The organism is Natrinema sp. H-ect1, assembly GCF_041821105.1.
GTDB lineage: Archaea > Halobacteriota > Halobacteria > Halobacteriales > Natrialbaceae > Natrinema > Natrinema thermotolerans.
On sequence record NZ_JBGUBA010000003.1, the window covers coordinates 259,715 to 280,628 of the forward strand.

Below are 20,914 nucleotides of genomic sequence, written 5' to 3' on the forward strand. Positions count from 1 at the left end.
CGCTCAGAGCCAGTCGTCGCCGGTCTCGTCCGACTCGGCCTCGCGATGGGTCTCGACAGCGGCCGCGAGGTTCGCCAGCGCCGCCTCGGGAGTCTGGCCCTGACTCGAGATTCCAGTCGCCTCGTGGTCCGCGATGTGCAGGCCGTGTTCGTTCTGTCGCATGGTGACGTCATCGCCCGCGAGGGCCTCGTAGTCGTCGGGATCGACGTCCGCGTCGGAACTCATGGACGGCTCTTGTCGCGGTCGCGTGAAATACGCATCGACGCCGCTCGAGCGAGTCGTGATCCGCTCGAGACGGCAACCGCCGCCGCGGTCGCACACATATTTGCGAACCCGCACACATATTACTGTGTATCACGTCGGTACGACCATGAGCGAGTTCGATCCGGTACCGGATTCCGACGCCGTCGACGACGTCCGCCAGCGGTGGCGCGAGACGACCGATACGTTCGGCCGGGTCTACGAGACCGCCCTCGGGGTCACGGAGCCGACGCCGTATCCCGAGATCGCGTCGACCGCGGACTGTTCGCCCAACGCAGCGAAGAAACACCTCGACCGGCTCGCGGAGATGGGCATCGTCCGGGCCGACACCGACGCCCGACCGGCCCGGTACGAGCGCGACGACGGCTATCTCGAGTGGCAGGAAGCCAGCCGGATCGCGAGGGAGCTGACCGTCGAGGAGATCATCGATCGCGTTCGCCAGCTGGAAGCCCGCCACGAGGCGTTCGTCGATCAGTTCGGAGCCGACGATCCGTCCGCAGTGTCGCTGCTCGAGCGCGACGACCACGAGGAAATCCACGAACTGATGGAACGGCTCAGTGACTGGGAGGCCGTCGAACGGGACATCCGCCTCTACGAACTCGCGCGACGGCTAGCCCAAAACGACGGGCATCTCATTCCCGCATAGATGGGCCCGGACCGGGAGGGCGGGCCATCGTCACCGGGGCCGCCCGATCGTCGGACGCTCCGACTCCTCGAGCGTCGCCTCGCGGACGACCCCCTCGTCGCCGGGTCCGCGTTCGATCCCGACAGTACCGAACCGCGGGTACTCGAGGCGCGTCTCGATAGTGACCTGTTTTCACCGTCGATCGACGGTGCCCGGTTCGATATTCGCTGGTTCACGACCGCCGATTTCACGATCCATTACGTCGAGACCGGAGCCGATGGCCATCGATGGGAGTGTCGCTGGGATCGACATCCGAACCCGCACGACCCGCGATTGCACTTTCACTACCCGCCCGACGGAACCGAGACGGCCGCCCTCGAACTGCCGTCCGTCCATCCGCTAGATGTCATCGCAACGGCTCTCGCCGCTGTCGAGGAACGGATCGACCGAGCGTGGGATGCCCGTGACTGATGGCAGTCACGTCGATCGTGATCGACCGGTCCGGACGAGACTGAAGCGACTCGTTCGACGGACCGAACGATCGCGTCGCGCGTAGAAAAAGCCTTTAACGCTATCGCCTCGTACACCCAGCAAATGGTACTCGACGATCTCGGGAGTTCTCTGCGGGGCACCCTCGACAAGCTCCGCGGGAAGTCGCGACTCAGCGAGGAAGACATCGAGGAGATCGTCAAGGAGATCCAGCGCTCGCTGCTCTCCGCCGACGTCGACGTCTCGCTCGTGATGGAGCTGTCGGACAGCATCAAGGAACGCGCCCTCGAGGAAGAGCCACCCGCCGGCACCCCCGCGCGGGACTTCGTCCTCCGGATCGTCTACGAGGAACTGGTCGACCTCATCGGCGACTCGACCGAACTGCCCCTCGAGGAACAGACCATCCTGCTGGCGGGGCTGCAGGGCTCCGGGAAGACGACCTCCGCGGCGAAGATGGCCTGGTGGTTCTCCACGAAGGGGCTGCGCCCGGCGGTCATCCAGACCGACACCTTCCGGCCCGGCGCGTACGACCAGGCCGAGGAGATGGCCGAGCGCGCGGAGGTCGAGTTCTACGGCAATCCTGACAGCGAAGACCCCGTCGAAATCGCCCGCAAGGGCCTCGAGGAGACGAGCGAAGCCGACGTTCACATCGTGGACACGGCCGGTCGCCACGCGCTCGAGGACGACCTGATCGACGAGATCGAGCAGATCGAGGGCGTCGTCGAACCTGACACCTCCCTGCTCGTCCTCGACGCCGCGATCGGGCAGGGGGCCAAAGAGCAGGCCCAGCAGTTCGACGAGTCGATCGGGATCGACGGCGTCGTCATCACGAAACTCGACGGGACCGCGAAGGGTGGCGGCGCGCTGACTGCCGTCGACCAGACCGACTCCTCGATCGCCTTCCTCGGGACCGGCGAGGAGGTCCAGGACATCGAGCGCTTCGAGCCCGACGGCTTCATCTCGCGGCTGCTCGGGATGGGCGATCTCTCCCAGCTGGCCGAGCGCGTCGAGCGCGCGATGGAGCAGACCGAGATGGAGGAAGACGACTGGGACCCCGAGGACATGCTTCAGGGCCAGTTCACCTTGAACGACATGCAAAAGCAGATGGAGGCGATGAACAACATGGGGCCGCTCGATCAGGTCATGGACATGATCCCCGGGCTCGGCGGCGGGATCAAGGACCAGCTCCCCGACGACGCGATGGACGTCACTCAGGAGCGGATGCGGACCTTCAGCGTGATCATGGACTCGATGACCGACGCCGAAAAGGAGTACCCAAAAGCCATCGGCGCGAGCCAGATCCAGCGCATCGCCCGCGGCTCGGGCACCAGCGAAGAGGAAGTCCGGGAACTGCTCCAGCAGTACAAGATGATGGAACGCACCATCAAGCAGTTCCAGGGCATGGGCTCGGAGAAGGAGATGCAGCGCATGATGCAACAGATGCAACAGGGCGGCGGTGGCGGTGGCGGCGGGATGGGCGGCATGGGGCCGTTCGGATAACGCCGCGCCCATCGACCCACTGCCACAGACCGCTCCGTCCTCGAATTCTAAGCGACATTGACACTCTCGGTGCCACTACGTTAATGCCCTTCTAGACGAACCCTCGAGTAGGAATGAATCGTCGGCAGTATCTCGCTCGAACCGGCGCGGCCGGTGCGAGCCTTACGACCGTGACGGCGCTTTCCGGTTGTCTCGACGCCCTCGAGGAGTCGTCGGACGAGACCGACATCGAGGTCGAAGATCGGAGCGGCCAGCGGGCGCTCGATCGGGCCGCCGGAAACCTGAACAGGGCGGCACAGCAACTGGACGAAGTCGAGGGGTTCGAGGACCCCGAAACCGTCGAGTTCGACTCGACGCAAGCCCGAGAGTACCTCTCGGACGCACGAAACTACCTCGAGACCGCCGACTCAGAACTGGGCGACGATCGGTCGGCCGACCTCGAGACCATCCGCGCGTACGCGTCCGTCCTCGAGGGACTGGTCTCGGTGACGGTGACCGTCACGGACGACACGATCGAGGACGACATCGATGAGGTCACCGCCGCGGTCGAAGAAAACGGGGACATCGAGGGCGCGAACCAGACGGTCGACGACCGCCACGAGACCGTCGTCGCGGCCGTCAGTCGACACGGACGGGTAACCGACACCCTGCAGTCGATCGACGGCGAGCGACTCAAGGCCATCGCCGGCACCGATACCGCCGATCTCGAAGAGGGCGCGGCCACGCTCGGCGACGTGGTAACGTCGCTCGAGACGCTGACCGGGGCCTACGATTCGATGCTGGATCTCGAGACGGGATACGGCGCGCTCGAGGACGGCCGAACGCACCTGGATAACGAGCGGTTCGGAGCGGCACAGGAGTCCTTCGAAACCGCCGAAGGGACGTTCGGCGACGCGCTCCGGCGTCTCGAGGACGGGACCGAGAACGCGCCGGACGGACTCGGCGAGTACTTCGAGACGGCTCGGTGTCAGAACGAGCATCTCGCGGCGGCGTCGGGGCACTTCGCCGACGCGGCGGCGGCGGCCGAGGACGGCCGCTATCGGACCGCGAGACGAAAGCGGACCGACGGCGAGGCGGCGCTCGACGACGTCGGCGACTGTACGAACTAGGCGTCGACCGGCCGCCCGTCTTCGGTCGGCGGCGCGATATGGTCGACGTACTCCTTGAGGCTGGGTTCCTCGACGCGGACGCGAACGGCTATCTCGCCGAGTTCGTCGGGTTTGCCCACCGAGAAGTTGATGTAGTCCTCGAAGGCCGCCTGCTTTTTCAGCGCGAAGGTGAAGGTGTCGCCCTCGCGATTGGCGAAGAACTCGCCGCGGGCGGTGTCGAGGATCTCCTGTTGGTGGAGCAGGTCCGAAAAGTGATCGAGGGCGTGGGCCTCGCCGCGGACTTCGCCGAACTCCTCCTCCAAGTCGGCGTTGGGGAAGATATTGGCCACGGCGTCGACCACTCGGTTCGTGACTTCGGTGTCGTAGATCGGTGCCGTGATCTCGACGTCGACGCGGTAGATCTCGCTCATGGGTCGGCTTCGGCCTCGGCGGGTTTCCCGTCGTCGGTTCGGATCACCGACCGGATCGACTCGTGGAAGGCCGCCAACGAGTCGGTGTTCTCGACGACGACGTCGGCCCGGTCCATCGCGTCGTCCATCCCGAAGCCCCGTTCGCGTTCGTCACGCGCCGCGAGGCTCTCGCCGCCGTCGGCCTCGCCGGCGTCCCGGCCGCGCTCGTCGATCCGCTCGGCCCGAGTCTCGAAGGGGGCCTCGATACTGACCAGCGTGAACGCGTCGCCGAACCGCTCCTCGAAGACGTCGACCTCGACGTCCGACCGGAGGCCGTCCACGAGGACGGTGTCGTGGTCCTCGAGGCGGTCCTCGATCATCGGCAGCGATCGCTCGGCGATGGCCGCCGGGCCGTTCTCCTCGCGCAGCGCCTGCGCGACGGTTCCGTGGTCCTTCGCGGGGTCGAGCCCGCGGTCGGCCGTCTCCTGGCGGACGACGTCGCCCATCGTCACTACGGGAATCCCGTCCTCGCGTGCGACGGTGGCCGCCTCGCCCTTGCCGCTCCCGGGGAGCCCCACCGTTCCGATGACGTGCATCGAGCCCACGTACCGGCGAGACGGGCATAAACGCTGTGTTCATCGTTCGGGGTAATCACGGTCTCGACAAGGTCACTGTGATCGCCGTCTGCTCGTTCTCATTCATACGGAACGAGAGTTTTCGCTTAGCGCTTGGTCTGACGGACCGGGTAGATGCTATACTCGCCTTCTTGATCAATGTTCATCTCGACGACGCGACGAGGAAGCAGACGGTCGTATGACCGATCCGGAACACACTCTGCGATATTATTTAGCACAACATGTCACGACAGCCTGTTATTCTATTGCTAATGGTTCTTAACTGAACTAAAAGAGAAGATTGCTTCTCCTATAAATATTGAAATTCAGAACGGTAGTAATTTATATTATAGGTTTATTTTTAATAATCGCATGAAGGACAATAGACGAAAATTCCTGAAGAAGACGGCCAGTGTCGGCACAATCGGATACATCGGAACGAACACCGCCGGTGCATACAGCGACACACAAGGTGCAATTATCGGAACAGTCACGGACGCTTCCCAATCCACTCCAGTCGCGAACGTGACGGTCGATGTGAAGGGATCGGATATCACTATGGAGACCAATGACGAGGGCGAGTTTGGACTCCTTCTAGAAGAAGGGACGTATGAGCTCACGCTATCTGCTGACGGCTACCAGTCTACGACGGAAACCGTCGATATCGTTGCGGGAGACCACAAATTACTCGATTTCGAACTTAGCCCTTCGGAAACGGGCATCGCGTTCGAGGGTCTGATCTCTGATATAGAGGGTTCCACCGTCGAAAATGCTCACGTCTTCGTTCAGGAGAAGGAAACCTCTCGAAAGGTAGCCGAAACGAAGACGGATTCGAACGGAACGTACACCATTCCGTTCCCTCAGGGAGCGTCGTCGAAGTCGGTTATCCTCGAAGTTAGTGCCGACGGATACGAGACGGTGTCTCGGGAGGCGAAATTCACCCATACGACGGCGAATCAAAATTTCTCTCTCTCACCGAAAACGGGAACTATCGTTGGAAACGTTTCCCTTGAAGACGGCTACGTTCGTGCCGAACATCACGATGTGACAATCGAAGCTAACGGACGGACAACGAAACCTGCACCCCACGGCGACTTTGAACTCGTGGCCCCTTCCGGGACACAATCTGTGAAAATAAGGAGTGAAAACCACGTCAACAAGGAAGTATCAGTGGACGTAACTCACGGTGGGGTTTCCGATATCGGTGCAGTTCAACTGTCCAATGATTCCGATACTGCAATGGTTTCGGTCAGCATCAGTGGAGAAGGTGATTCTGAAATCTCAAACGGACTAGTTACGTTCATCCCGAAAGATAGTAACAAATCAAAGGTAGAGACGACCGGAGAGTTTGGAATTTTCGAAGCGGAAATCCCAGCAGGCGACTGGACAGTCAGAGCGGAGGCTGATGGGTTCATCACCCACAGGAAGGATATCTCGGTCGAAGTGAATCAGCATCCCGTTCCCGTTTTCCGAATGACTCTCTGGGAGGAAGGATCTATTGGGACTCTTACCGGATCCGTCGATGTTCAAGGTAACAGCCATCTTCCTTCACAGGCAATCGTGAAGGCCGCTGGGAGAGAAACGTCGCCGAGTCTCACGGGCGGCTTCGACCTCGATCTTGTAGAGGGTGAACACGATGTCACATTCACTGTGTCGGAGCACGGCGACGTGACGAAAACCATCACTATCAACGCCGGCGAGACGACCGATATCGGTACGGTTTCGCTTGAACCGATCGATGGGTCGGAAACCCTCTCGGTAGATCTTGATGTCCCTGACGGTGATTCTAACAAACTCGGAGAGAGCGAAGTACGATTCGTTCCGGAGGATCCTGCTTACTCGATAAAACACTCCACTACTGACGAATTCGGCCTCGTCGACCAATATCTTCCACCAGGAACGTGGACGATCGAGGCGAACCCCTCGGGATATGCTCTCGCTCGGAAAACGGTCGACGTATCTGGGAGCAAGAAGGTTGTCATCGACCTCGACGATGTGGGAACGAAGGGAACGATCACTGGGAACGTCGACGTCGAAGGGAATTCTCATCTGCCGTCGTACGTGACGGTGAAAGCTGGCGGCCAACAAACCTCTCCCTCGCTTACTGGTGATTACGAACTAACGGTCAGTGCTGGCAGTCATACCGTCGAATTTCTAGCCGACAACCACGCTGACAAAGCAGAGAGCGTGCGGGTTGGAACGCAACAGCCCGAAACCGTCGACGTCACTCTCGAAAACGATTCCAACACGGGGCAAATCTTCGGAAAAGTACGGGACCAGAATGGGAGCGTCGCCGGCGCGTCGGTCCATTTCCTCCAGAACGGAACGAAACAGAAATCCGTGAAAACGGACGAGTTTGGACTCTACGAAACGAATATCGAGGGCGGCAATTGGACCGTCGAGATCGATACGGATAAACACGTGACAGCCACGAAAGAGGCTAGTGTCGACGTAAACCAGGTCGAGAGAGTCGACTTCGACCTCAAAGAAGAAGCTTACTTCGAAATTAGCGTAGAGGACACCAAAGACGCTCCGATCGCGGATGTCGATGTCACTTTCGAGAGTGCTGCTGAAGAAACGAAAACGGAGACGATTTCTTCAAATCCCACTACTGTCAGCGTTAGTCCCGGTGATTGGGCTATCACCGCCACTCGAGATGGGTTCCAGGATAAGACGGTGGATAAATCCATTGGGGGAGGGCAGACGAAGGGTGTCAATTTGACTCTGTCTCTCGATCTCGCTCCGGAACTCGCGTCTAGTACGGGGCTTGCTCATACTTGGGAATGGGATGATGGCCACTTTCTCAGTGAACTCAGCGTTTATGCCAGCCAATCCCTATCCTTAATAGACAAAACTGAAACGGAGAATCCAGCCTCTACCGGCTTCGGAAATCGCCCGGGCTACGAATATACATTCGCGCTCTCATCAGTCGGACTCGCTGTAGGTAGTCCTTCGTCGCGGGATAACATCCATCCAAACGTTGCTGGAAAATGGTTTTCGGAGAAGGGATCTCTCTCTATTGAACTTGATGAGTTCCGTGATTCGGATGGCAATTCCGTGACGTTAACAGATATCTTCGATACGCATCTTGAATCCCCACGTATCGGCAGCAAAGAGTCTGTGGATTCCACAATATTTGGTGATAAGCAGTCACTTACCGACATCGATAGAACGGATGTCGAACAAGTGAGACCACACGTCTACGACCCATCAAGTTTCCTCGGAGGCGCTTCAGTAGGATTAGGGATCGCTAGCCTTGTGGCTGGTGCTGTTGTTCCTCCGCTTGGAGCAGCGGGCACCGTATTGTCTCTGGTAGGCGCGGGAGTAGGCGCTGCTGACCTGTTGATGGATACTGAGTTCAACGTTATCACCGAGGAATTGCAGAATGGTGGTGACAAATACATATACTCATGGAACAATGACTCCGACGTATGGCTCAGTAAACACTATATGGGGTTCAAAATATTCATCCCGAAGGGTACCTCTGCGACAGTATCCGTTTCTGACACCCTTAACCAAGGGAATGCCGTGAACGCACCTGTTCCTAATAGTGACAAAGGTGTGGACGAAGTGAGAGAGATGATTGACAAAGACGGGAGGGCCGAATGGGAAATAGAATTCGACGAGAATGGGAAGCGCCCATCTATCGATCTCCGGTCCTCTTGGAGTCGTGTCCCTGATACCGAGCGCTCGTCTGGGTATGTTATCAACCAGAATGGAACAACGGTGAGTAGCGAACACTGACTCTACTCTCCCGATAGCATCTCTCTTTGCCGCATATTTGAGAGCCAAATCCACACCGCTTATACCGATCCGTCTTGGATTTTGACTCGAGGGCGCGTAGCTCAGTCCGGAAAGAGCGTCGGACTTCTAATCCGACGGTCGTGGGTTCAAATCCCATCGCGCCCGCTGTTCTGTGAGGAACGGACGTGACGAGCGAACAGCACACTGAGATGGATTTGGATCAGGGAGGAGCTTTGCTCCGACCGTGGTTCAAATCCCATCGCGCTCGAGTTTTCGCCGGATTCATCGCCGATCGCAGACGTCCGATACTGGTTACACAACTGTTATGATACCATGCCGTCTGGAGTACCTATGACTGATACGACGGCGACGCGGTCCCTGCGGGGAAGCAGCGTCGTCGCGGCGGCAGCGATACTCGTCGGCGCACTGGTGGCCGGCTACGGACTGCTGGTCGTTCCGGCGTCGGTGCTGGGCGGCGGCTGGATCGTCGCGATCGGACTCTCGCTGCTCCTTTCGGGCGCGTTCGCGACGGAGTGGGCCGGCGACCGCACCGATCTCTCGCCGACGACCCGGCACAGACTGTCGCTCGGGCTCGCCGCCCTCGCCGTCTGCCTGCTGCTCGCCTTGGTCGCCGTCAGCGGCGCGACGTTTACGTCCGACACGATCGAGGTGAGTTCCTGAGTCCGCCCCGATCGCTCGAGCGTCCCCTCGAGGCGAGAGTCGATACGGCCCGCCCGAAATCATACCTCTACTGATTGGTTCCGATACACTAATGTCGGCCACTAACGTTATATACGGTGTCGGCAGCGCCGGCCGATGGCATCACAGGGGATACGGGGGACACGGATCATCGCCGCACGACGATCACAATCCCCACTGCCGACTGTGTACACCCTTTCGATACCCGACGATACCCCGCCAGCGACCGCCGTCGCTCGCGATGCGTTCCCCTCGGTCGGCGACCCGGTTCAGGCCCGAACGCGGCCCCGCTCGAGGTCGGCCTCGAGCCGGTTGGCGGCCCGGAGTCGCAGTCGCCGCGCCTCCCGATCGGTGAGCCGGCCGTCCGGCATGCGGTCGGCGAGCGGGTCGTAGTCGGCGGGAGTGAATCCGAGCCCGCGCAGGTAGTGGCGGACGCCCGTGCCCTCGAGGCCGTCGCGGATGGCCGCGTCGGTGACCGTTCCGTTCGCGTCGGCGCGGGCGACGACCGACCGGACCTCGCTCGCGAGGCGTAGCACCTGACTCGGCAGGGCCGCGTCGGGCGAGTGCCACTCGACCGTTGGCATCGCTTCCGTCCGTATCGACGACCCAGTACTCTACCTCGAGGCTGGTTTTCATGGATGTATCCGTTGGAGCGTTCCGAATGGCCCTCGAGCAAGCCGTCACCGGGCCACTATAGTAGCCACTGAAAGCCATTGCACACCTGACCGCATGACTGCGTCGCGATCAGTGTGTAAATCGTTTCAGTAGCTACTATAGTCGGGGCCCGTCGGCGACCGAGTTCCGTGAGAACTCGGGTCGGCCGGACCGGTACCCCGTCGTCTCCTGTTGGATCCGCCGCTACGCCCGACTAATGCGAAGGGGTTGAGCCTGCGGCTGCTGGCAGTGATAGGTGGTACCGCCTCTCCTGAAACCCGTTCGTCCCCACTGACATCGGTGTTACGTGGTGGCCCGCGGGTTGCTGCTGGGTTTATACCGCTGGTAACACAATGTGACTACACATGAGCGACGAAGCGACTGCAGACGCGTCAGTGATCGTAGTCGGCGGCGGCCCCGCCGGACTGAGTGCAGCGCTGTTCACCGCGAAGAACGGCCTCGAGACGACGGTGTTCGACACCGACGGAACCTGGATGCACAAGGCCCACCTGTTCAACTACCTGGGTATCGGCTCGGTCGGCGGCAGCGAGTTCATGGCGACGGCCCGCCAGCAGGTCGACGACTTCGGTGCCGAGCGCCGACAGGGCGAGGAAGTGACTGCCGTGAGCGAGTCCGGTGACGGCTTCTCCGTCGAAACAGACGACGGCGAGTACGAGGCGGACTTCGTCGTCCTCGCGACGGGCGCGAACCGCGACGTCGCCGAAGACCTCGGCGTCGACTTCGCCGAGGACGGCACCGTCGACGTCGGCGTCGAGATGGAGACCAGCCTCGAGGGCGTCTACGCGACCGGCGCGATGGTCCGCGCCGAGGAGTGGCAGGCGGCAATCGCCGTCGGCGACGGTGCCGCCGCGGGACTGAACATCCTCTCGGCGGTCAAGGGCGAACACTACCACGACTTCGACGTCCCCGCCGACGCCGAGCGCCTCTTCGGCGAACAGCTCGCGGAGTAATCCGACCGACCCGGCCGCGGGACCGACCCGATACCCGATTCAGCTACCATGTCCGACGACCAAATCAATCCAGTCACCGCCGAACTACCCGACAGCCCCGTCCACACCACGGGGACCGACCACATCACCATCTGGGGCTCCAACGAGGAGGACACGATCGAGTTCTATCAGGACTTGCTCGGAATGCCGCTGGTGCTTCGCCAGCCGAACCTCGATGATCCGTCCCAGACCCACCTGTTCTTCGACACGGGCGACGGCCGCATCCTGACGTTCTTCGTCAGCGACGACCGTCCCTCCGCCCGCGGCCAGCGCGCCGGCGTCGGCGCGGTCCATCACCTCTGTTTCAGCGTCGACCCCGACGAGTACGAGGAGACGATGCAGGCCTTAGAAGACGCCGGCCACGGCTACAACGTCTTCGACCGCGGCATCTTCCACTCGATCTATACCCGCGACAACAACGGGCTCGTGATCGAACTCTCGACGGACAAATACGAGATCCCCGACGACCGCCGCGGCGAGGTCTTAGCGAAGGCACAGCAACTCCGCGAGGACGACGGCGCCGACTACGCCAAGGACGAACACCTCCGCGGCGCGATCGAAGCGCTCGGCCTCGAGGTGATCGAACACGATCTGCCCGAGGCCAGCTCGGGCGTCGGTGGTGTCGAATGAGCGCCGACGGCCCCCATCAGGGCCAGCCGCTCGTGACCGGTGGAACCGATCTCGCCGACGCCGAGGCTGTGCTGGTGCTGACCCACGGTCGCGGGGCGACCGCACAGGGGATGCTCCAGTTGGCCGACGAGATCCACCGCGAGGGCATCGCCTTCCTCGCGCCGCAGGCGGCCCGCAAGACCTGGTACCCGAACTCGTTTCTGGCACCGGTCGAGCGCAACGAGCCCGGCCGGACCTCCGGCCTGGGGGCGATCCGCCACGCCATCGACGAGGCCACCGGTGCCGGCGTCCCCACCGAGCGGATCATGCTGGTCGGCTTCTCGCAAGGGGGCTGTCTCGCCAGCGAATACGTCGCGCGCAACCCGCGCCGCTACGGCGGACTGGCCGCTCTGAGCGGCGGCCTCATCGGCGAGGAACTCGACGACGAGTATCCCGGCGACCTCGAAGAAACCCCCGTTTTCCTCGGCTGTAGCGACGTCGACCCACACATCCCCGAGAAGCGGGTCCACGACACGGCCGCGGTCCTCGAGTCGATGAACGCCGACGTGACAACGCGGCTCTACGAGGGGATGGGTCACGGGGTCAACGAGGACGAACTCGAGTTCGTCGCCGGAATGGTCGCCGAACTGCTCGACTGAGTCGACGGGCTCGACTCTCCGGTTCGAATCGCGTCAGCGGATGACGGTCACGGGGACCGGCGAGCGGCGGACGATCTTTTCGGCGACGCTTCCCAGGAGGACTCGAGAGAGCCCCTCCCGGCCGTGGCTGCCGATGATGATGTGATCGATCTCGTCGTTTTCGTCCGCGAACGAGACGATCTCGCGGGCGGGGTCGCCGACGGTGGTCTCGGTCCGGAACTCCCTGTCGGGATCGCCGATCAACTCCGCGATATCCTTCGGGAGTTCCTTGGCGACTTTCTCCTCGCGTTCCCGAAACATCTCCTGTGCGAGTTTGATGCCGGCTCCGGTCGATCCCTCCGCCGCTTCGACGACGCGAATGAGGACGACCTCCTCGTCGGGATAGGTCGTAAACGCGTGTTCGACGGCGTCCTGTGCCGGTTCGGAACCATCGTAGGCGACGAGTACTGCCATACCTGTGGTCGGTCTTTCAGGAATATAAACCCGTCCGGTAGTTCCCGCCCGCTTTGCTCGCCACCGCTCGTGAAACACCGTCCGGAAAATCGCCCGCTTTACCCGTTGCTCGCCGTCCCTACGCGTCGAAGCCGTCTTCGAACCGGAAGGTTCCGTTCCGCTGGACGACCTCGCCGTCGACTTCGATGAACGACTCCTCGCTCATGTCGACGATCATGTCGACGTGGACCGCCGAATCGTTGGCCTCGTTGCCCTCGCCGACGGTATCGTCGTAGGCGCGGCCGACGGCCATGTGGACCGTATCGCCCATCTTCTCGTCGAACAGCATGTTGTAGGTGAACTGGTCGATGTCGCGGTTCATTCCGATACCGAGTTCACCGAGTCGGCGCGCGCCGTCGTCCGTGTTGAGGACCTCCGTCAGGACGTCTTCGTTTTTCGCCGCCGAGTGGTCGACCACTTCGCCGCCCTCGAACTCGAGGTAGACGTCCGTGATCTCCCGGCCCTGATGATAGAGCGGCATGTCGAACAGCACCTCGCCCTCGACGCTGTCGGGCTGAGGGGCAGTAAAGACCTCGCCGCCGGGCAGGTTGTGTTCGCCGTGGTCGTTCAGCGTCGGGTTCCCCTCGACCGACATCGTTACGTCCGTGGTATCGCCGCTGACGATCCGGACCTCCTCGGCGGGATCCATGATCTCGACCATGTTCTCCTGGTGTTCGCGCTGGGCGTCCCAGTCCTTGTTGACGGCGTCCCAGACGAAACGCTCGTACCCCTCGGTACTCATCTCCGCGAGCTGGGCGTTTGCGGGCGCGGGGTACTGCGTGAGACACCACCGCTTGGAGAGCCGTTCCTCGAGGATGGGGCGGTGGGCCTGTTGGTGGGCCGCTTGCGTTTCGGGGTCGACGTCGCTCGTCTGGGTCATGTTGTCCGTCGCGCGGATGGCGATGTAGACGTCGGTGTTCTCGACGAGCGCGAGTTCGTGGTCGGGCGTCTCGAACTCCTCGTCCGACGCGCGTAGGTACGCGCGCTGCTGGCGTTTTCCGGTCCGTTGGCTCGTCGTGATCGGGTTCGCGCCCCGATCGCCGATCACTTCGTGGAGGGCGACGACGAGGTCCTCGGCGACCGGATGGGCGTCGATGATGACGTTGTCGCCTTCCTCGAGGTCGACGGAGTGGTTGGCAATGATCTCGGCGTGTTCGCGAATGCGCGGGTCCATATCCCGACATTACTCCGGGAGGAAAAAAACGGTTCGTAATGGCGACCCCGTCATCTAGTGGTCCGTCGTTGGGTCGATCCGACGCGAACAGGACGTATTTCACCCTCCATCCGGTATCGAGTTTCATGATTGACTTCCGAAGCGATACCGTCACCACTCCCGACGAGGCGATGCGCGAGGCCGCCGCCACCGCCGCGGTCGGGGACGACGTCTACGGCGAGGACCCGACGGTGAACGAACTCGAGGCCCGCGTTGCCGACCGCCTCGGTACCGAGGCGGCGCTGTACTTTCCGACCGGGACGATGGCGAACCAGACCGCCGCCCACGTCCACACCGAGCCCGGGCAGGAGGTGATCGCCGATCGGGAGAGCCACGTCGTCAAATACGAACTCGGCGGGCTGGCACAGCACTCCGGGCTCCAGCTCCGGACGCTCGACGCCGACCGCGGGGTTCCTTCGCCCTCGCGGGTCGACGCGGCAATCGTCGACGAGGACCTGCACCGCCCCGGCACCGGACTGTGCTGTCTCGAGAACACGCACAACGCCCGCGGCGGCCTCGCGATCGAACCCGGGGCGATCGCCGCGGCGGCTACGGCCGCCCGCGAGCGCGGCGTGTCAGTCCACCTCGACGGCGCGCGACTGTTCAACGCCGCGACGGCGATCGACGTTTCCGTCGCCGAACTCGCGGCGCCGGTCGACTCCGTCATGGTCTCGCTCTCGAAGGGACTGGGTGCGCCCGTCGGTTCGATGCTCGCCGGCAGCGACGAGTTCGTCGAACGGGCCCGCCGGACGCGGAAACTGTTCGGCGGCGGGATGCGCCAGGCCGGGATCGTCGCCGGGCCGGCCCTCGAGGCGCTCGAGAACGTCGCCGATCTCGAGCGGGATCACGAGAACGCGCGGCAACTGGCCGCGGGACTCGACGACATCGACGGGTTCGACGTTCGAGAGCCCGAGACGAACATCGTCATCGCGGACGTCTCGGGGACGGGCGAGGCTCCGTCGACCGTCGTCGACCGCCTCGGTGAGCGGGACGTGCTGGCGTCGCCGTTCGGCCCGACGACGGTCCGGTTCTGTACGCACCGTGACGTCTCCCGCGGGGACATAGAGCGGGCGCTCGAGCGAATCGGCGACGAGTTCGCCTGATCGCGGCCGCGTCGTTTGTGCTACCGCTCGCCGCGCATCCCGTCTCGAAACTCCAGGACGGTCCGTCGCAGGAGGAGATACGAGAAGAAGACCAGCGACAGGAGGATGACGACGACCGCGATGATGACGGGATCGTCGGGGACGAGACCGGTCAGGGTGTCCAGCATACGCGGGCGGTACACTGTCAGCGTGGTTAATCGTTTCGACCTCGATCGGTCGTATCCGTACGGCCACGTACCTAACTAAAACTCGAGTTTCAGCTTGCGCCGACTATAACGTGGGCCGGCGCGTATCCCCGAATGCGCCTCGATCGCCGGCCCGCTGCCCTCCACGCCCGTTCGGGTCGGCTCGGGATCGAGGCCAGCTTCCCCTGACATCCGTTCCGATCATCCCCCGACCGCCCGCGGCCCGCTCCGTTCGACAGCCCACCGCCGCGGGCGGTCGTTTCCCACTGCTGGCCGTTCCGCCCTGGACCCCCTGACGCTTGCACTCCTACTGACCGGTTCGCTGTCTACACGCTTCTCTGTTTCGTCGCCCGCTGATTTACGCAAGATTCGAGGCGAACGCCTCGCCGTTCACGGCGGGACGAAACCACCCGACTGGCGCTCATTCTCCCGCGAACGCCACTGTCTCGAGGACCGTCCCGTCGGGCTCGCGGATCTCCCCCTCGAGTCCCCCGCCGCGCTCCTCGAGGACGGCGAAGCCGGGCCGGTTTCCCCGCGGATCGGCGTGGCTGCCCGGATTCAGCAGGACGACGTCCTCGGTTTCGACGACCGTCGGCCGGTGGCTGTGCCCGAAGACGACGAGGTCGGCCCCGCGTGACCGGCCGAACATCGCGAGTCCCGTTTCGCCGCCGTCCTGTCGGTGGGTCACCGCGATCCGAACGCCGCCCGCCTCGACGACCCGGGCCGTCGGCAGCCGGTCCCTGACCGCCATGCTATCGGCGTTGCCGTGGACCGCGAACAGGCGGTCACACTCGTCTCGAAACCCCTCGACCGCCGCGTTGCTGGTGAAATCGCCCGCGTGGACGACGACGTCCGCCTCGCGCGCGGCGGTCAGGGCCGCGCCCTCGAGTTCGTGGCCCGCGCTGCTGTGCGTGTCCGAAAAGATCGCGATCATGGGCGGCCTTCGACCGGCGGCGACAGGTGGCTTTCGGACGCGACCGACCGGCGGGCCGCGGCCGCACCCCGTCCGTGGCCTCGAGCCCCGCCGAAACTGGCTCTAGAACGGCTTACATTTTAGGGACGCGCCTTCGTAGAGGACGCCGATGGCCAGTAGCACCTCCGTCGTCCTCGCCGCCCTGTTCGCGAACGGCGCGATCGCGGTTCTCAAGTTCGGCGGGTATCTGTTGACCGGCAGTCCGGCGATGTTGTCGGAGACGTATCACTCCATCTCGGACACGGGGAATCAGGTCTTCCTGTTGGTCGGGATCAAGTACGGCGCACAGGAAGCCAACCGGTCCCATCCGTTCGGCCACGGGAAAGCGCAGTTCTTCTACAGCCTGCTCGTCAGCGTCATGCTCTTTGGCATCGCCGGCTGGGAGAGCGCGCGCCACGGCTACGACGCGTTGACTCACGGCGGCGTCCACCGCGTCGCCGAAGACGTTACCCTGTTGGGTCAGACCTTCGATCCGGTCTACGTCAACTACGCCGTGTTGCTCGGCGCGATCGCCTTCGAGTCCTACGCGCTCTGGAAGGCCTATCAGGGGATCAGCCGCCAGATGGACGAGTACGGCTGGACGAGCCTCCGCGAGGCCTTCGCAAAGACCAGCGACGTGACGACTCTGACCGCGCTCACCGAGGACACCATCGCGCTGGCCGGCGCGGGGATCGCCCTCTTCGGGATCTACCTCACCCGGACCACCGGGAACCCGATGTACGACGCCGCTTCCGCGCTCCTCATCGGGATCATGCTGATGGGCTTCGCAATCGCGCTCGCCTGGCAGAACAAGCGACTCATCCTCGGCGAGAGCCTGCCGAGAGACGACGAGGACGAACTGCGCGAAATCGTCGCAGGCTGGGACGATGTCACCGAACTCGTCGACTTTCGGACCGTCTACTTCGGTGCCGAGGAACTGCTTGTCACCGCCGACGTTGCCTTCGAACCCGATCTCGATGCCGAGACGGTTGCCGAACGCATCACCGAGATCGAACTCGCGCTAATGGATCATGACGGGCAGGTACAGAAGGTCTACATCGAGCCCGAAACGTAGCTCGCTGTCGTCCGAGATCGCTATGCGTCGCGTTCGTCGTCCGTATCGTCGTACCCCGCGACCACCGTCGAGCCCGGCGGCCGATCGTTCAACACCGCCGTCACCGTCGTCTCCTCGAGATCGACCGTCGACTCGAGCGGTTCCCAGCCGTCCTCAGTCTCGACGGCGACCGCCACGTCGGTCGGACTCGCGCCGGCCGGCAGCCGCGAGGGGTCGTAGACGAGCGCGATCCGGACGGCCTCGATCGCCTTCAGGTCCTCGCACGCCACGAGGTCGACCGGGTCGGCCAGCGCATCGACCGGCGGTTCCGTGCCGCTCTTTCGGAGGGCGAACGCGTCCGGGACGACGCCGGCGACGAGGTCGACGCGGGCTCCCACCTGCTCGAGTGTATACTCGGCGACGGTACTGGAATCGTATCCGGGAATCGTCATACGGGAGGCAGGTACTCGAGACGTATGGCCCTGTAGCGCGCGTTCGCCGGCCGGGCCGGTCGGCGAGTTGGCAGGTATCGCGTCGGCGTTTAAAGGGACCGACGGAATCGAGACGAATCCTTTTATCGGAGCGCGAACCTATCCTCCCATGTGTCCGAAACCGGGTATATGCGCTTTTTCCCGTACGATCGGCCGTACGAGAACCAGCGCGAGGCGATGGACCGCATCCACAACGCCCTCCACCGGGGACAGGACGTCCTCTTCGAGGGGGCCTGCGGGACCGGCAAAACCCTCTCGTCGCTCGTCCCCGCCCTCGAGGTGGCTCGCGAGCAGGACAAGACTGTCGTCATCACGACCAACGTCCACCAGCAGATGCGTCAGTTCGTCGCCGAGGCCCGCGCGATCACCCGCGAGGAGTCGATCCGCACGGTCGTCTTCAAGGGGAAGGGCTCGATGTGTCACATCGACGTCGGCTACGAGGAGTGTCAGACGCTCCGGGACAACACCCGCGCCGTCGTCGACGCCGAGCAGGATCGCGAGCAACTCGAACGCCGCCAGCGCGAGTTGCTCGCCGAGAGTCAGGACGGCGACGGCTCGGCGGCCGACGCCCGCTCGGCGGTGATGGACGAACTCGAGTCCATCGAGGAGCGACTCGAGGACCTCGAAGAGCAGAACGTCTGTGATTACTACCGGAACAATCTCACGCAGGATACGGACGAGTTCTTCGGCTGGCTCTTCGAGGACGTCCGCACGCCCGACGAGATCTACGAGTATGCCGAGCGGCAGGAACTCTGCGGGTACGAACTCCTCAAGGAGGGGATCGAGGGCGTCGATCTGGTCGTCTGTAACTACCACCACCTGTTGGATTCGACCATTCGAGAACAGTTCTTCCGGTGGCTGGGTCGCGATCCCGAGGACGTGATCGCCGTCTTCGACGAGGCCCACAACGTCGAGGACGCCGCCCGCGAACACGCGACCCGGACCTGCTCCGAGCGCACGTTCGAGTCGGCGCTCGAGGAGTTGGCCGACAGCGACGACCCGCGGGCCGAGGACGCCGCGAACGTCCTCTCGGCGTTTCACCGCGCGCTCGTCGAGATCTACGAGGACTCCTTTGGATTCGGTGATCGGGAGGGAGTCGGTGAGAACTGGACGGACGTCCCCATCGCCAACGACGACCGCAAGGACGATCTCACCCTCGAGTTCCTCCAGCGCTACTCGGGTCGGGGAATCGACGACGATCTGGAGGCGGCGATGAAGTTGGGCCAGGAGTTAGACGAGGAGTACGAGGAGGCCTATCGGGAGGGCGAGACGGCCACGCGAACGGAGTGTCAGACCCTCCAGGCAGCGGCCTTCGTCAGCGCGTGGATGACCGAGGGTTCGACGGAGGGGTTGTATCCGGTCGTCGCCGTCACCCGCGACGCCGGTACGGACGAAATATACGGTCGCGTGGAGCTGTACTCTTGTCTGCCACGGCAGGTGACCGGCCAGCTCTTCGACGAGATCTACGCGACCGTCCTGATGAGCGCGACGCTCCAGCCGTTCGAGGTCACCGAGGACGTACTGGGAATCGAGGACGCGGTGTCGATGGCCTACGGTCTCCAGTTCGCCGAGGAAAACCGCCGAACGTTCGCCGTCGAGACGCCGCCGCTTTTCTCCTCGGATCGCGACGACCCCGGGGTCCAGGCGGACGTGACTGAGACGATCCACGACGCCGTGCGGATGACGCCAGGTAACACGCTGGCCTTTTTCCCCAACTACGGCGAGGCGAGCCGGTACGCCGACCGACTCGTCGGTCGGACCGACCGGACGGTATACGTGGACGAGCCGGGCCAGTCGGCCGAAGACCTCCGCCAGCAGTTCGTCGCGGACGACGGGGCGGTGCTGTGTACGTCGCTGTGGGGCACCCTCGCGGAGGGGGTGAGCTTCGACGGCGACGACGCCCACACGGTGTTGGTCGTCGGCGTCCCGTACCCCCATCTCGATGACCGGGCCGAGGCGGTTCAGGAGGCCTACGACGCGGCGTTCGACGGCACCGATACGGGCTGGCGCTACGCCGTCGAGTTCCCGACGATCCGCAAGACGAGACAGGCGCTCGGTCGGGTCATCCGGTCGCCGGAGGAAGTCGGGGTTCGCGCCCTGCTCGACCGGCGCTACTCCCGGCAGGCAAAGCCCGATCTGGGCAAGTACAGCGTCAACGGCATCTTCCCCCACGAGGAACGGGAGGAACTGATCGACATCGAGCCGGGAAAACTCAAGTTCGCGATGCTCAACTTCTACGGCGGCCACGACGCCTACGACGGCGAGCCGCCGGCGCCCTGACTCAGGACGGCAGCGAAACGCTGCTGACCGGTAGCTTGTGGGTCCCGTCCCAGAACTCGAGTTCGCCGACCGTCCAGCGGACGGGCTCGATCTCTCGGTCGGCCAATCGCCGTGCCGTCTCGCGGTCGCCGCCGCGCGCGAGGGTCACGTGGGGGACGTAATCGCTGCCCTCGAGTCCCTCGACGGCGTCGAAGGCGTCGGTGAGGTCGGCGTGGATCCGCTCGAGCCCGGGGCTCTCGACGGTCAGGTAGACGACGGGCGCGGAGCCAAGCGGCGGGTCCGCGAAGTAGTCGATGCCGGTTACCGCGGCCTCGACGGCGGGCTCGCCCTCGAGCGCGCGGTGGGCTCGGTGTTGGAGCTGTGCGACGTGGTCTGCCTCGCCGAGTCGCTTGAGCAGACAGGAGTGGTCCTCGCGGACGGTCTCGAACCCGATCAGCTCGGGGTGGAGCCGGTTCGCCAGTTGCCGGACGCGACCGGGGAGAGGGACGTTGACGCTGTACACTTCGTTCCCCTTTCGTTCGAGACGGCTATCAGTTTGCTGGTCTCTCTCTCAGAGTCGGTCGAGCAGCCAGAGGACGATCAGGACGGCGATCACCAGCGCGATCAGCGGTCCCAGCAGACCGATAATGGTCCCGACGATCGCCTCGAGAACCTCGATAACGAGCAAAACGGCGAGCAGTCCGAGGACGATCTTCAGCAGCGTTTCGACCTCGAGTTCGCCGCGCGTGTCGAGCATACCGGTCGATACGCGTGACTGTCTCAAAAACGCACCGACGCGTTCG

At 63.4% G+C, this 20,914-nt stretch carries 22 protein-coding genes, 1 tRNA gene and 1 pseudogene; 13 read left to right on the forward strand and 11 right to left on the reverse strand.

Annotation, left to right across the window (positions count from 1 at the left end; all coding sequences use genetic code 11):
- Positions 1–3: 3 nt before the first annotated feature.
- Positions 4–225, reverse strand: a complete 222-nt coding sequence (locus ACERIM_RS09660) for a hypothetical protein (protein ID WP_049965376.1) — start codon at positions 223–225, stop codon at positions 4–6.
- A 145-nt stretch (positions 226–370) separates the two neighbouring features.
- Here ACERIM_RS09660 and ACERIM_RS09665 point away from each other — a divergent pair, with 145 nt between their 5' ends.
- From ACERIM_RS09665 to ACERIM_RS09680, 4 genes are all read left to right on the forward strand, one after another.
- A complete protein-coding gene (locus ACERIM_RS09665) occupies positions 371–907 on the forward strand; it encodes a sugar-specific transcriptional regulator TrmB (RefSeq protein WP_373632325.1) in 537 nt (178 codons plus the stop codon).
- Complete coding sequence (locus ACERIM_RS09670) at positions 908–1,357, forward strand: hypothetical protein (protein WP_373632327.1); 450 nt, start codon at positions 908–910, stop codon at positions 1,355–1,357.
- 123 nt (positions 1,358–1,480) lie between these two features.
- Positions 1,481–2,875 (forward strand): signal recognition particle protein Srp54, encoded by a 1,395-nt coding sequence (locus ACERIM_RS09675; protein WP_006648310.1) that lies wholly within the window; start codon positions 1,481–1,483, stop codon positions 2,873–2,875.
- 113 nt (positions 2,876–2,988) lie between these two features.
- Positions 2,989–3,984 carry a hypothetical protein gene (locus ACERIM_RS09680; protein WP_373632329.1) on the forward strand — a complete coding sequence of 332 codons (996 nt, stop codon included), beginning with the start codon at positions 2,989–2,991 and terminating at the stop codon, positions 3,982–3,984.
- Here ACERIM_RS09680 and ACERIM_RS09685 read toward each other — a convergent pair.
- Complete coding sequence (locus ACERIM_RS09685; RefSeq protein ID WP_373632330.1) at positions 3,981–4,394, reverse strand: RNA-binding domain-containing protein; 414 nt, start codon at positions 4,392–4,394, stop codon at positions 3,981–3,983. The genes ACERIM_RS09680 and ACERIM_RS09685 overlap by 4 nt on opposite strands.
- A complete protein-coding gene (locus ACERIM_RS09690; RefSeq protein WP_373632332.1) occupies positions 4,391–4,969 on the reverse strand; it encodes an AAA family ATPase in 579 nt (192 codons plus the stop codon). Before ACERIM_RS09690 ends, ACERIM_RS09685 begins: the two co-directional genes overlap by 4 nt.
- A 390-nt stretch (positions 4,970–5,359) precedes the next feature.
- Here ACERIM_RS09690 and ACERIM_RS09695 point away from each other — a divergent pair, with 390 nt between their 5' ends.
- The 3 genes from ACERIM_RS09695 (at position 5,360) to ACERIM_RS09705 (ending at position 9,412) form a co-directional block, all read left to right on the forward strand.
- Positions 5,360–8,731 (forward strand): carboxypeptidase regulatory-like domain-containing protein, encoded by a 3,372-nt coding sequence (locus tag ACERIM_RS09695; RefSeq protein ID WP_373632334.1) that lies wholly within the window; start codon positions 5,360–5,362, stop codon positions 8,729–8,731.
- Between the two features lie 90 nt (positions 8,732–8,821).
- A tRNA-Arg gene (locus ACERIM_RS09700) sits at positions 8,822–8,896 on the forward strand.
- 186 nt (positions 8,897–9,082) lie between these two features.
- Positions 9,083–9,412, forward strand: coding sequence for a hypothetical protein (locus ACERIM_RS09705; protein ID WP_373632335.1), 330 nt, complete (start codon positions 9,083–9,085; stop codon positions 9,410–9,412).
- Positions 9,413–9,699: 287 nt separating this feature from the next.
- On the opposite strand, the pseudogene ACERIM_RS09710 reads toward ACERIM_RS09705, so the two are convergent.
- Positions 9,700–10,020: pseudogene (locus tag ACERIM_RS09710) on the reverse strand (glutamate--cysteine ligase); the annotation flags it as partial.
- Positions 10,021–10,449: 429 nt separating this feature from the next.
- Between ACERIM_RS09710 and ACERIM_RS09715 the strand changes: the two are divergent.
- From ACERIM_RS09715 to ACERIM_RS09725, 3 genes are read left to right on the forward strand one after another with little or no spacing between them, the layout of a single operon-like run.
- Positions 10,450–11,055, forward strand: a complete 606-nt coding sequence (locus ACERIM_RS09715; RefSeq protein WP_006648303.1) for an NAD(P)/FAD-dependent oxidoreductase — start codon at positions 10,450–10,452, stop codon at positions 11,053–11,055.
- 48 nt (positions 11,056–11,103) lie between these two features.
- On the forward strand, positions 11,104–11,724 hold the full coding sequence (locus ACERIM_RS09720) for a VOC family protein (protein ID WP_373632337.1): 621 nt from the start codon (positions 11,104–11,106) through the stop codon (positions 11,722–11,724).
- The gene (locus ACERIM_RS09725; protein WP_373632339.1) at positions 11,721–12,362 is read left to right on the forward strand and encodes an alpha/beta hydrolase; all 642 of its coding nucleotides are present in this window, start codon (positions 11,721–11,723) and stop codon (positions 12,360–12,362) included. Before ACERIM_RS09720 ends, ACERIM_RS09725 begins: the two co-directional genes overlap by 4 nt.
- A 33-nt stretch (positions 12,363–12,395) precedes the next feature.
- Here the strand turns inward: ACERIM_RS09725 and ACERIM_RS09730 are convergent, their stop codons facing one another.
- Both ACERIM_RS09730 and ACERIM_RS09735 read right to left on the reverse strand, forming a co-directional pair.
- On the reverse strand, positions 12,396–12,815 hold the full coding sequence (locus ACERIM_RS09730) for a universal stress protein (protein ID WP_006182934.1): 420 nt from the start codon (positions 12,813–12,815) through the stop codon (positions 12,396–12,398).
- 118 nt (positions 12,816–12,933) lie between these two features.
- Positions 12,934–14,028, reverse strand: a complete 1,095-nt coding sequence (locus ACERIM_RS09735; protein ID WP_006648300.1) for an aminopeptidase — start codon at positions 14,026–14,028, stop codon at positions 12,934–12,936.
- Positions 14,029–14,153: 125 nt separating this feature from the next.
- On the opposite strand from ACERIM_RS09735, the gene ACERIM_RS09740 reads away from it, so the two are divergent.
- Positions 14,154–15,170 carry a low specificity L-threonine aldolase gene (locus ACERIM_RS09740; RefSeq protein ID WP_373632342.1) on the forward strand — a complete coding sequence of 339 codons (1,017 nt, stop codon included), beginning with the start codon at positions 14,154–14,156 and terminating at the stop codon, positions 15,168–15,170.
- Positions 15,171–15,190: 20 nt separating this feature from the next.
- Here the strand turns inward: ACERIM_RS09740 and ACERIM_RS09745 are convergent, their stop codons facing one another.
- Together ACERIM_RS09745 and ACERIM_RS09750 are read right to left on the reverse strand one after the other, a co-directional pair.
- The gene (locus tag ACERIM_RS09745) at positions 15,191–15,337 is read right to left on the reverse strand and encodes a hypothetical protein (RefSeq protein ID WP_006182931.1); all 147 of its coding nucleotides are present in this window, start codon (positions 15,335–15,337) and stop codon (positions 15,191–15,193) included.
- Between the two features lie 439 nt (positions 15,338–15,776).
- Positions 15,777–16,289, reverse strand: coding sequence for a metallophosphoesterase (locus ACERIM_RS09750; RefSeq protein WP_373632344.1), 513 nt, complete (start codon positions 16,287–16,289; stop codon positions 15,777–15,779).
- A 148-nt stretch (positions 16,290–16,437) separates the two neighbouring features.
- Between ACERIM_RS09750 and ACERIM_RS09755 the strand changes: the two genes are divergently transcribed.
- Complete coding sequence (locus ACERIM_RS09755) at positions 16,438–17,382, forward strand: cation diffusion facilitator family transporter (protein ID WP_373632345.1); 945 nt, start codon at positions 16,438–16,440, stop codon at positions 17,380–17,382.
- 20 nt (positions 17,383–17,402) lie between these two features.
- On the opposite strand, the gene ACERIM_RS09760 is transcribed toward ACERIM_RS09755, so the two are convergent.
- Entirely contained in the window at positions 17,403–17,813 is a 411-nt protein-coding gene (locus ACERIM_RS09760; RefSeq protein WP_373632347.1) for a hypothetical protein, read from the reverse strand.
- Positions 17,814–17,963: 150 nt separating this feature from the next.
- Here ACERIM_RS09760 and ACERIM_RS09765 point away from each other — a divergent pair, with 150 nt between their 5' ends.
- Entirely contained in the window at positions 17,964–20,132 is a 2,169-nt protein-coding gene (locus ACERIM_RS09765) for an ATP-dependent DNA helicase (RefSeq protein WP_373632349.1), read from the forward strand.
- Between the two features lies 1 nt (position 20,133).
- On the opposite strand, the gene ACERIM_RS09770 is transcribed toward ACERIM_RS09765, so the two are convergent.
- Positions 20,134–20,634 carry a 2'-5' RNA ligase family protein gene (locus ACERIM_RS09770; RefSeq protein WP_006648294.1) on the reverse strand — a complete coding sequence of 167 codons (501 nt, stop codon included), beginning with the start codon at positions 20,632–20,634 and terminating at the stop codon, positions 20,134–20,136.
- 48 nt (positions 20,635–20,682) lie between these two features.
- Entirely contained in the window at positions 20,683–20,868 is a 186-nt protein-coding gene (locus ACERIM_RS09775) for a hypothetical protein (protein WP_006182922.1), read from the reverse strand.
- Positions 20,869–20,914 lie beyond the last annotated feature (46 nt).

Excerpts from the sequence above, each read along its gene's own strand:
- ACERIM_RS09725 (WP_373632339.1), top strand. The coding sequence starts at position 11,721 with ATGAGCGCCGACGGCCCCCATCAGGGCCAGCCGCTCGTGACCGGTGGA.
- ACERIM_RS09690 (WP_373632332.1), bottom strand. The coding sequence starts at position 4,969 with ATGCACGTCATCGGAACGGTGGGGCTCCCCGGGAGCGGCAAGGGCGAG.
- ACERIM_RS09745 (WP_006182931.1), bottom strand. The coding sequence starts at position 15,337 with ATGCTGGACACCCTGACCGGTCTCGTCCCCGACGATCCCGTCATCATC.
- ACERIM_RS09670 (WP_373632327.1), top strand. The coding sequence starts at position 908 with ATGGGCCCGGACCGGGAGGGCGGGCCATCGTCACCGGGGCCGCCCGAT.
- ACERIM_RS09705 (WP_373632335.1), top strand. The coding sequence starts at position 9,083 with ATGACTGATACGACGGCGACGCGGTCCCTGCGGGGAAGCAGCGTCGTC.
- ACERIM_RS09750 (WP_373632344.1), bottom strand. The coding sequence starts at position 16,289 with ATGATCGCGATCTTTTCGGACACGCACAGCAGCGCGGGCCACGAACTC.
- ACERIM_RS09760 (WP_373632347.1), bottom strand. The coding sequence starts at position 17,813 with ATGACGATTCCCGGATACGATTCCAGTACCGTCGCCGAGTATACACTC.
- ACERIM_RS09680 (WP_373632329.1), top strand. The coding sequence starts at position 2,989 with ATGAATCGTCGGCAGTATCTCGCTCGAACCGGCGCGGCCGGTGCGAGC.
- ACERIM_RS09715 (WP_006648303.1), top strand. The coding sequence starts at position 10,450 with ATGAGCGACGAAGCGACTGCAGACGCGTCAGTGATCGTAGTCGGCGGC.
- ACERIM_RS09675 (WP_006648310.1), top strand. The coding sequence starts at position 1,481 with ATGGTACTCGACGATCTCGGGAGTTCTCTGCGGGGCACCCTCGACAAG.
- ACERIM_RS09660 (WP_049965376.1), bottom strand. The coding sequence starts at position 225 with ATGAGTTCCGACGCGGACGTCGATCCCGACGACTACGAGGCCCTCGCG.
- ACERIM_RS09685 (WP_373632330.1), bottom strand. The coding sequence starts at position 4,394 with ATGAGCGAGATCTACCGCGTCGACGTCGAGATCACGGCACCGATCTAC.
- ACERIM_RS09740 (WP_373632342.1), top strand. The coding sequence starts at position 14,154 with ATGATTGACTTCCGAAGCGATACCGTCACCACTCCCGACGAGGCGATG.
- ACERIM_RS09730 (WP_006182934.1), bottom strand. The coding sequence starts at position 12,815 with ATGGCAGTACTCGTCGCCTACGATGGTTCCGAACCGGCACAGGACGCC.
- ACERIM_RS09665 (WP_373632325.1), top strand. The coding sequence starts at position 371 with ATGAGCGAGTTCGATCCGGTACCGGATTCCGACGCCGTCGACGACGTC.
- ACERIM_RS09720 (WP_373632337.1), top strand. The coding sequence starts at position 11,104 with ATGTCCGACGACCAAATCAATCCAGTCACCGCCGAACTACCCGACAGC.
- ACERIM_RS09695 (WP_373632334.1), top strand. The coding sequence starts at position 5,360 with ATGAAGGACAATAGACGAAAATTCCTGAAGAAGACGGCCAGTGTCGGC.
- ACERIM_RS09755 (WP_373632345.1), top strand. The coding sequence starts at position 16,438 with ATGGCCAGTAGCACCTCCGTCGTCCTCGCCGCCCTGTTCGCGAACGGC.
- ACERIM_RS09735 (WP_006648300.1), bottom strand. The coding sequence starts at position 14,028 with ATGGACCCGCGCATTCGCGAACACGCCGAGATCATTGCCAACCACTCC.
- ACERIM_RS09775 (WP_006182922.1), bottom strand. The coding sequence starts at position 20,868 with ATGCTCGACACGCGCGGCGAACTCGAGGTCGAAACGCTGCTGAAGATC.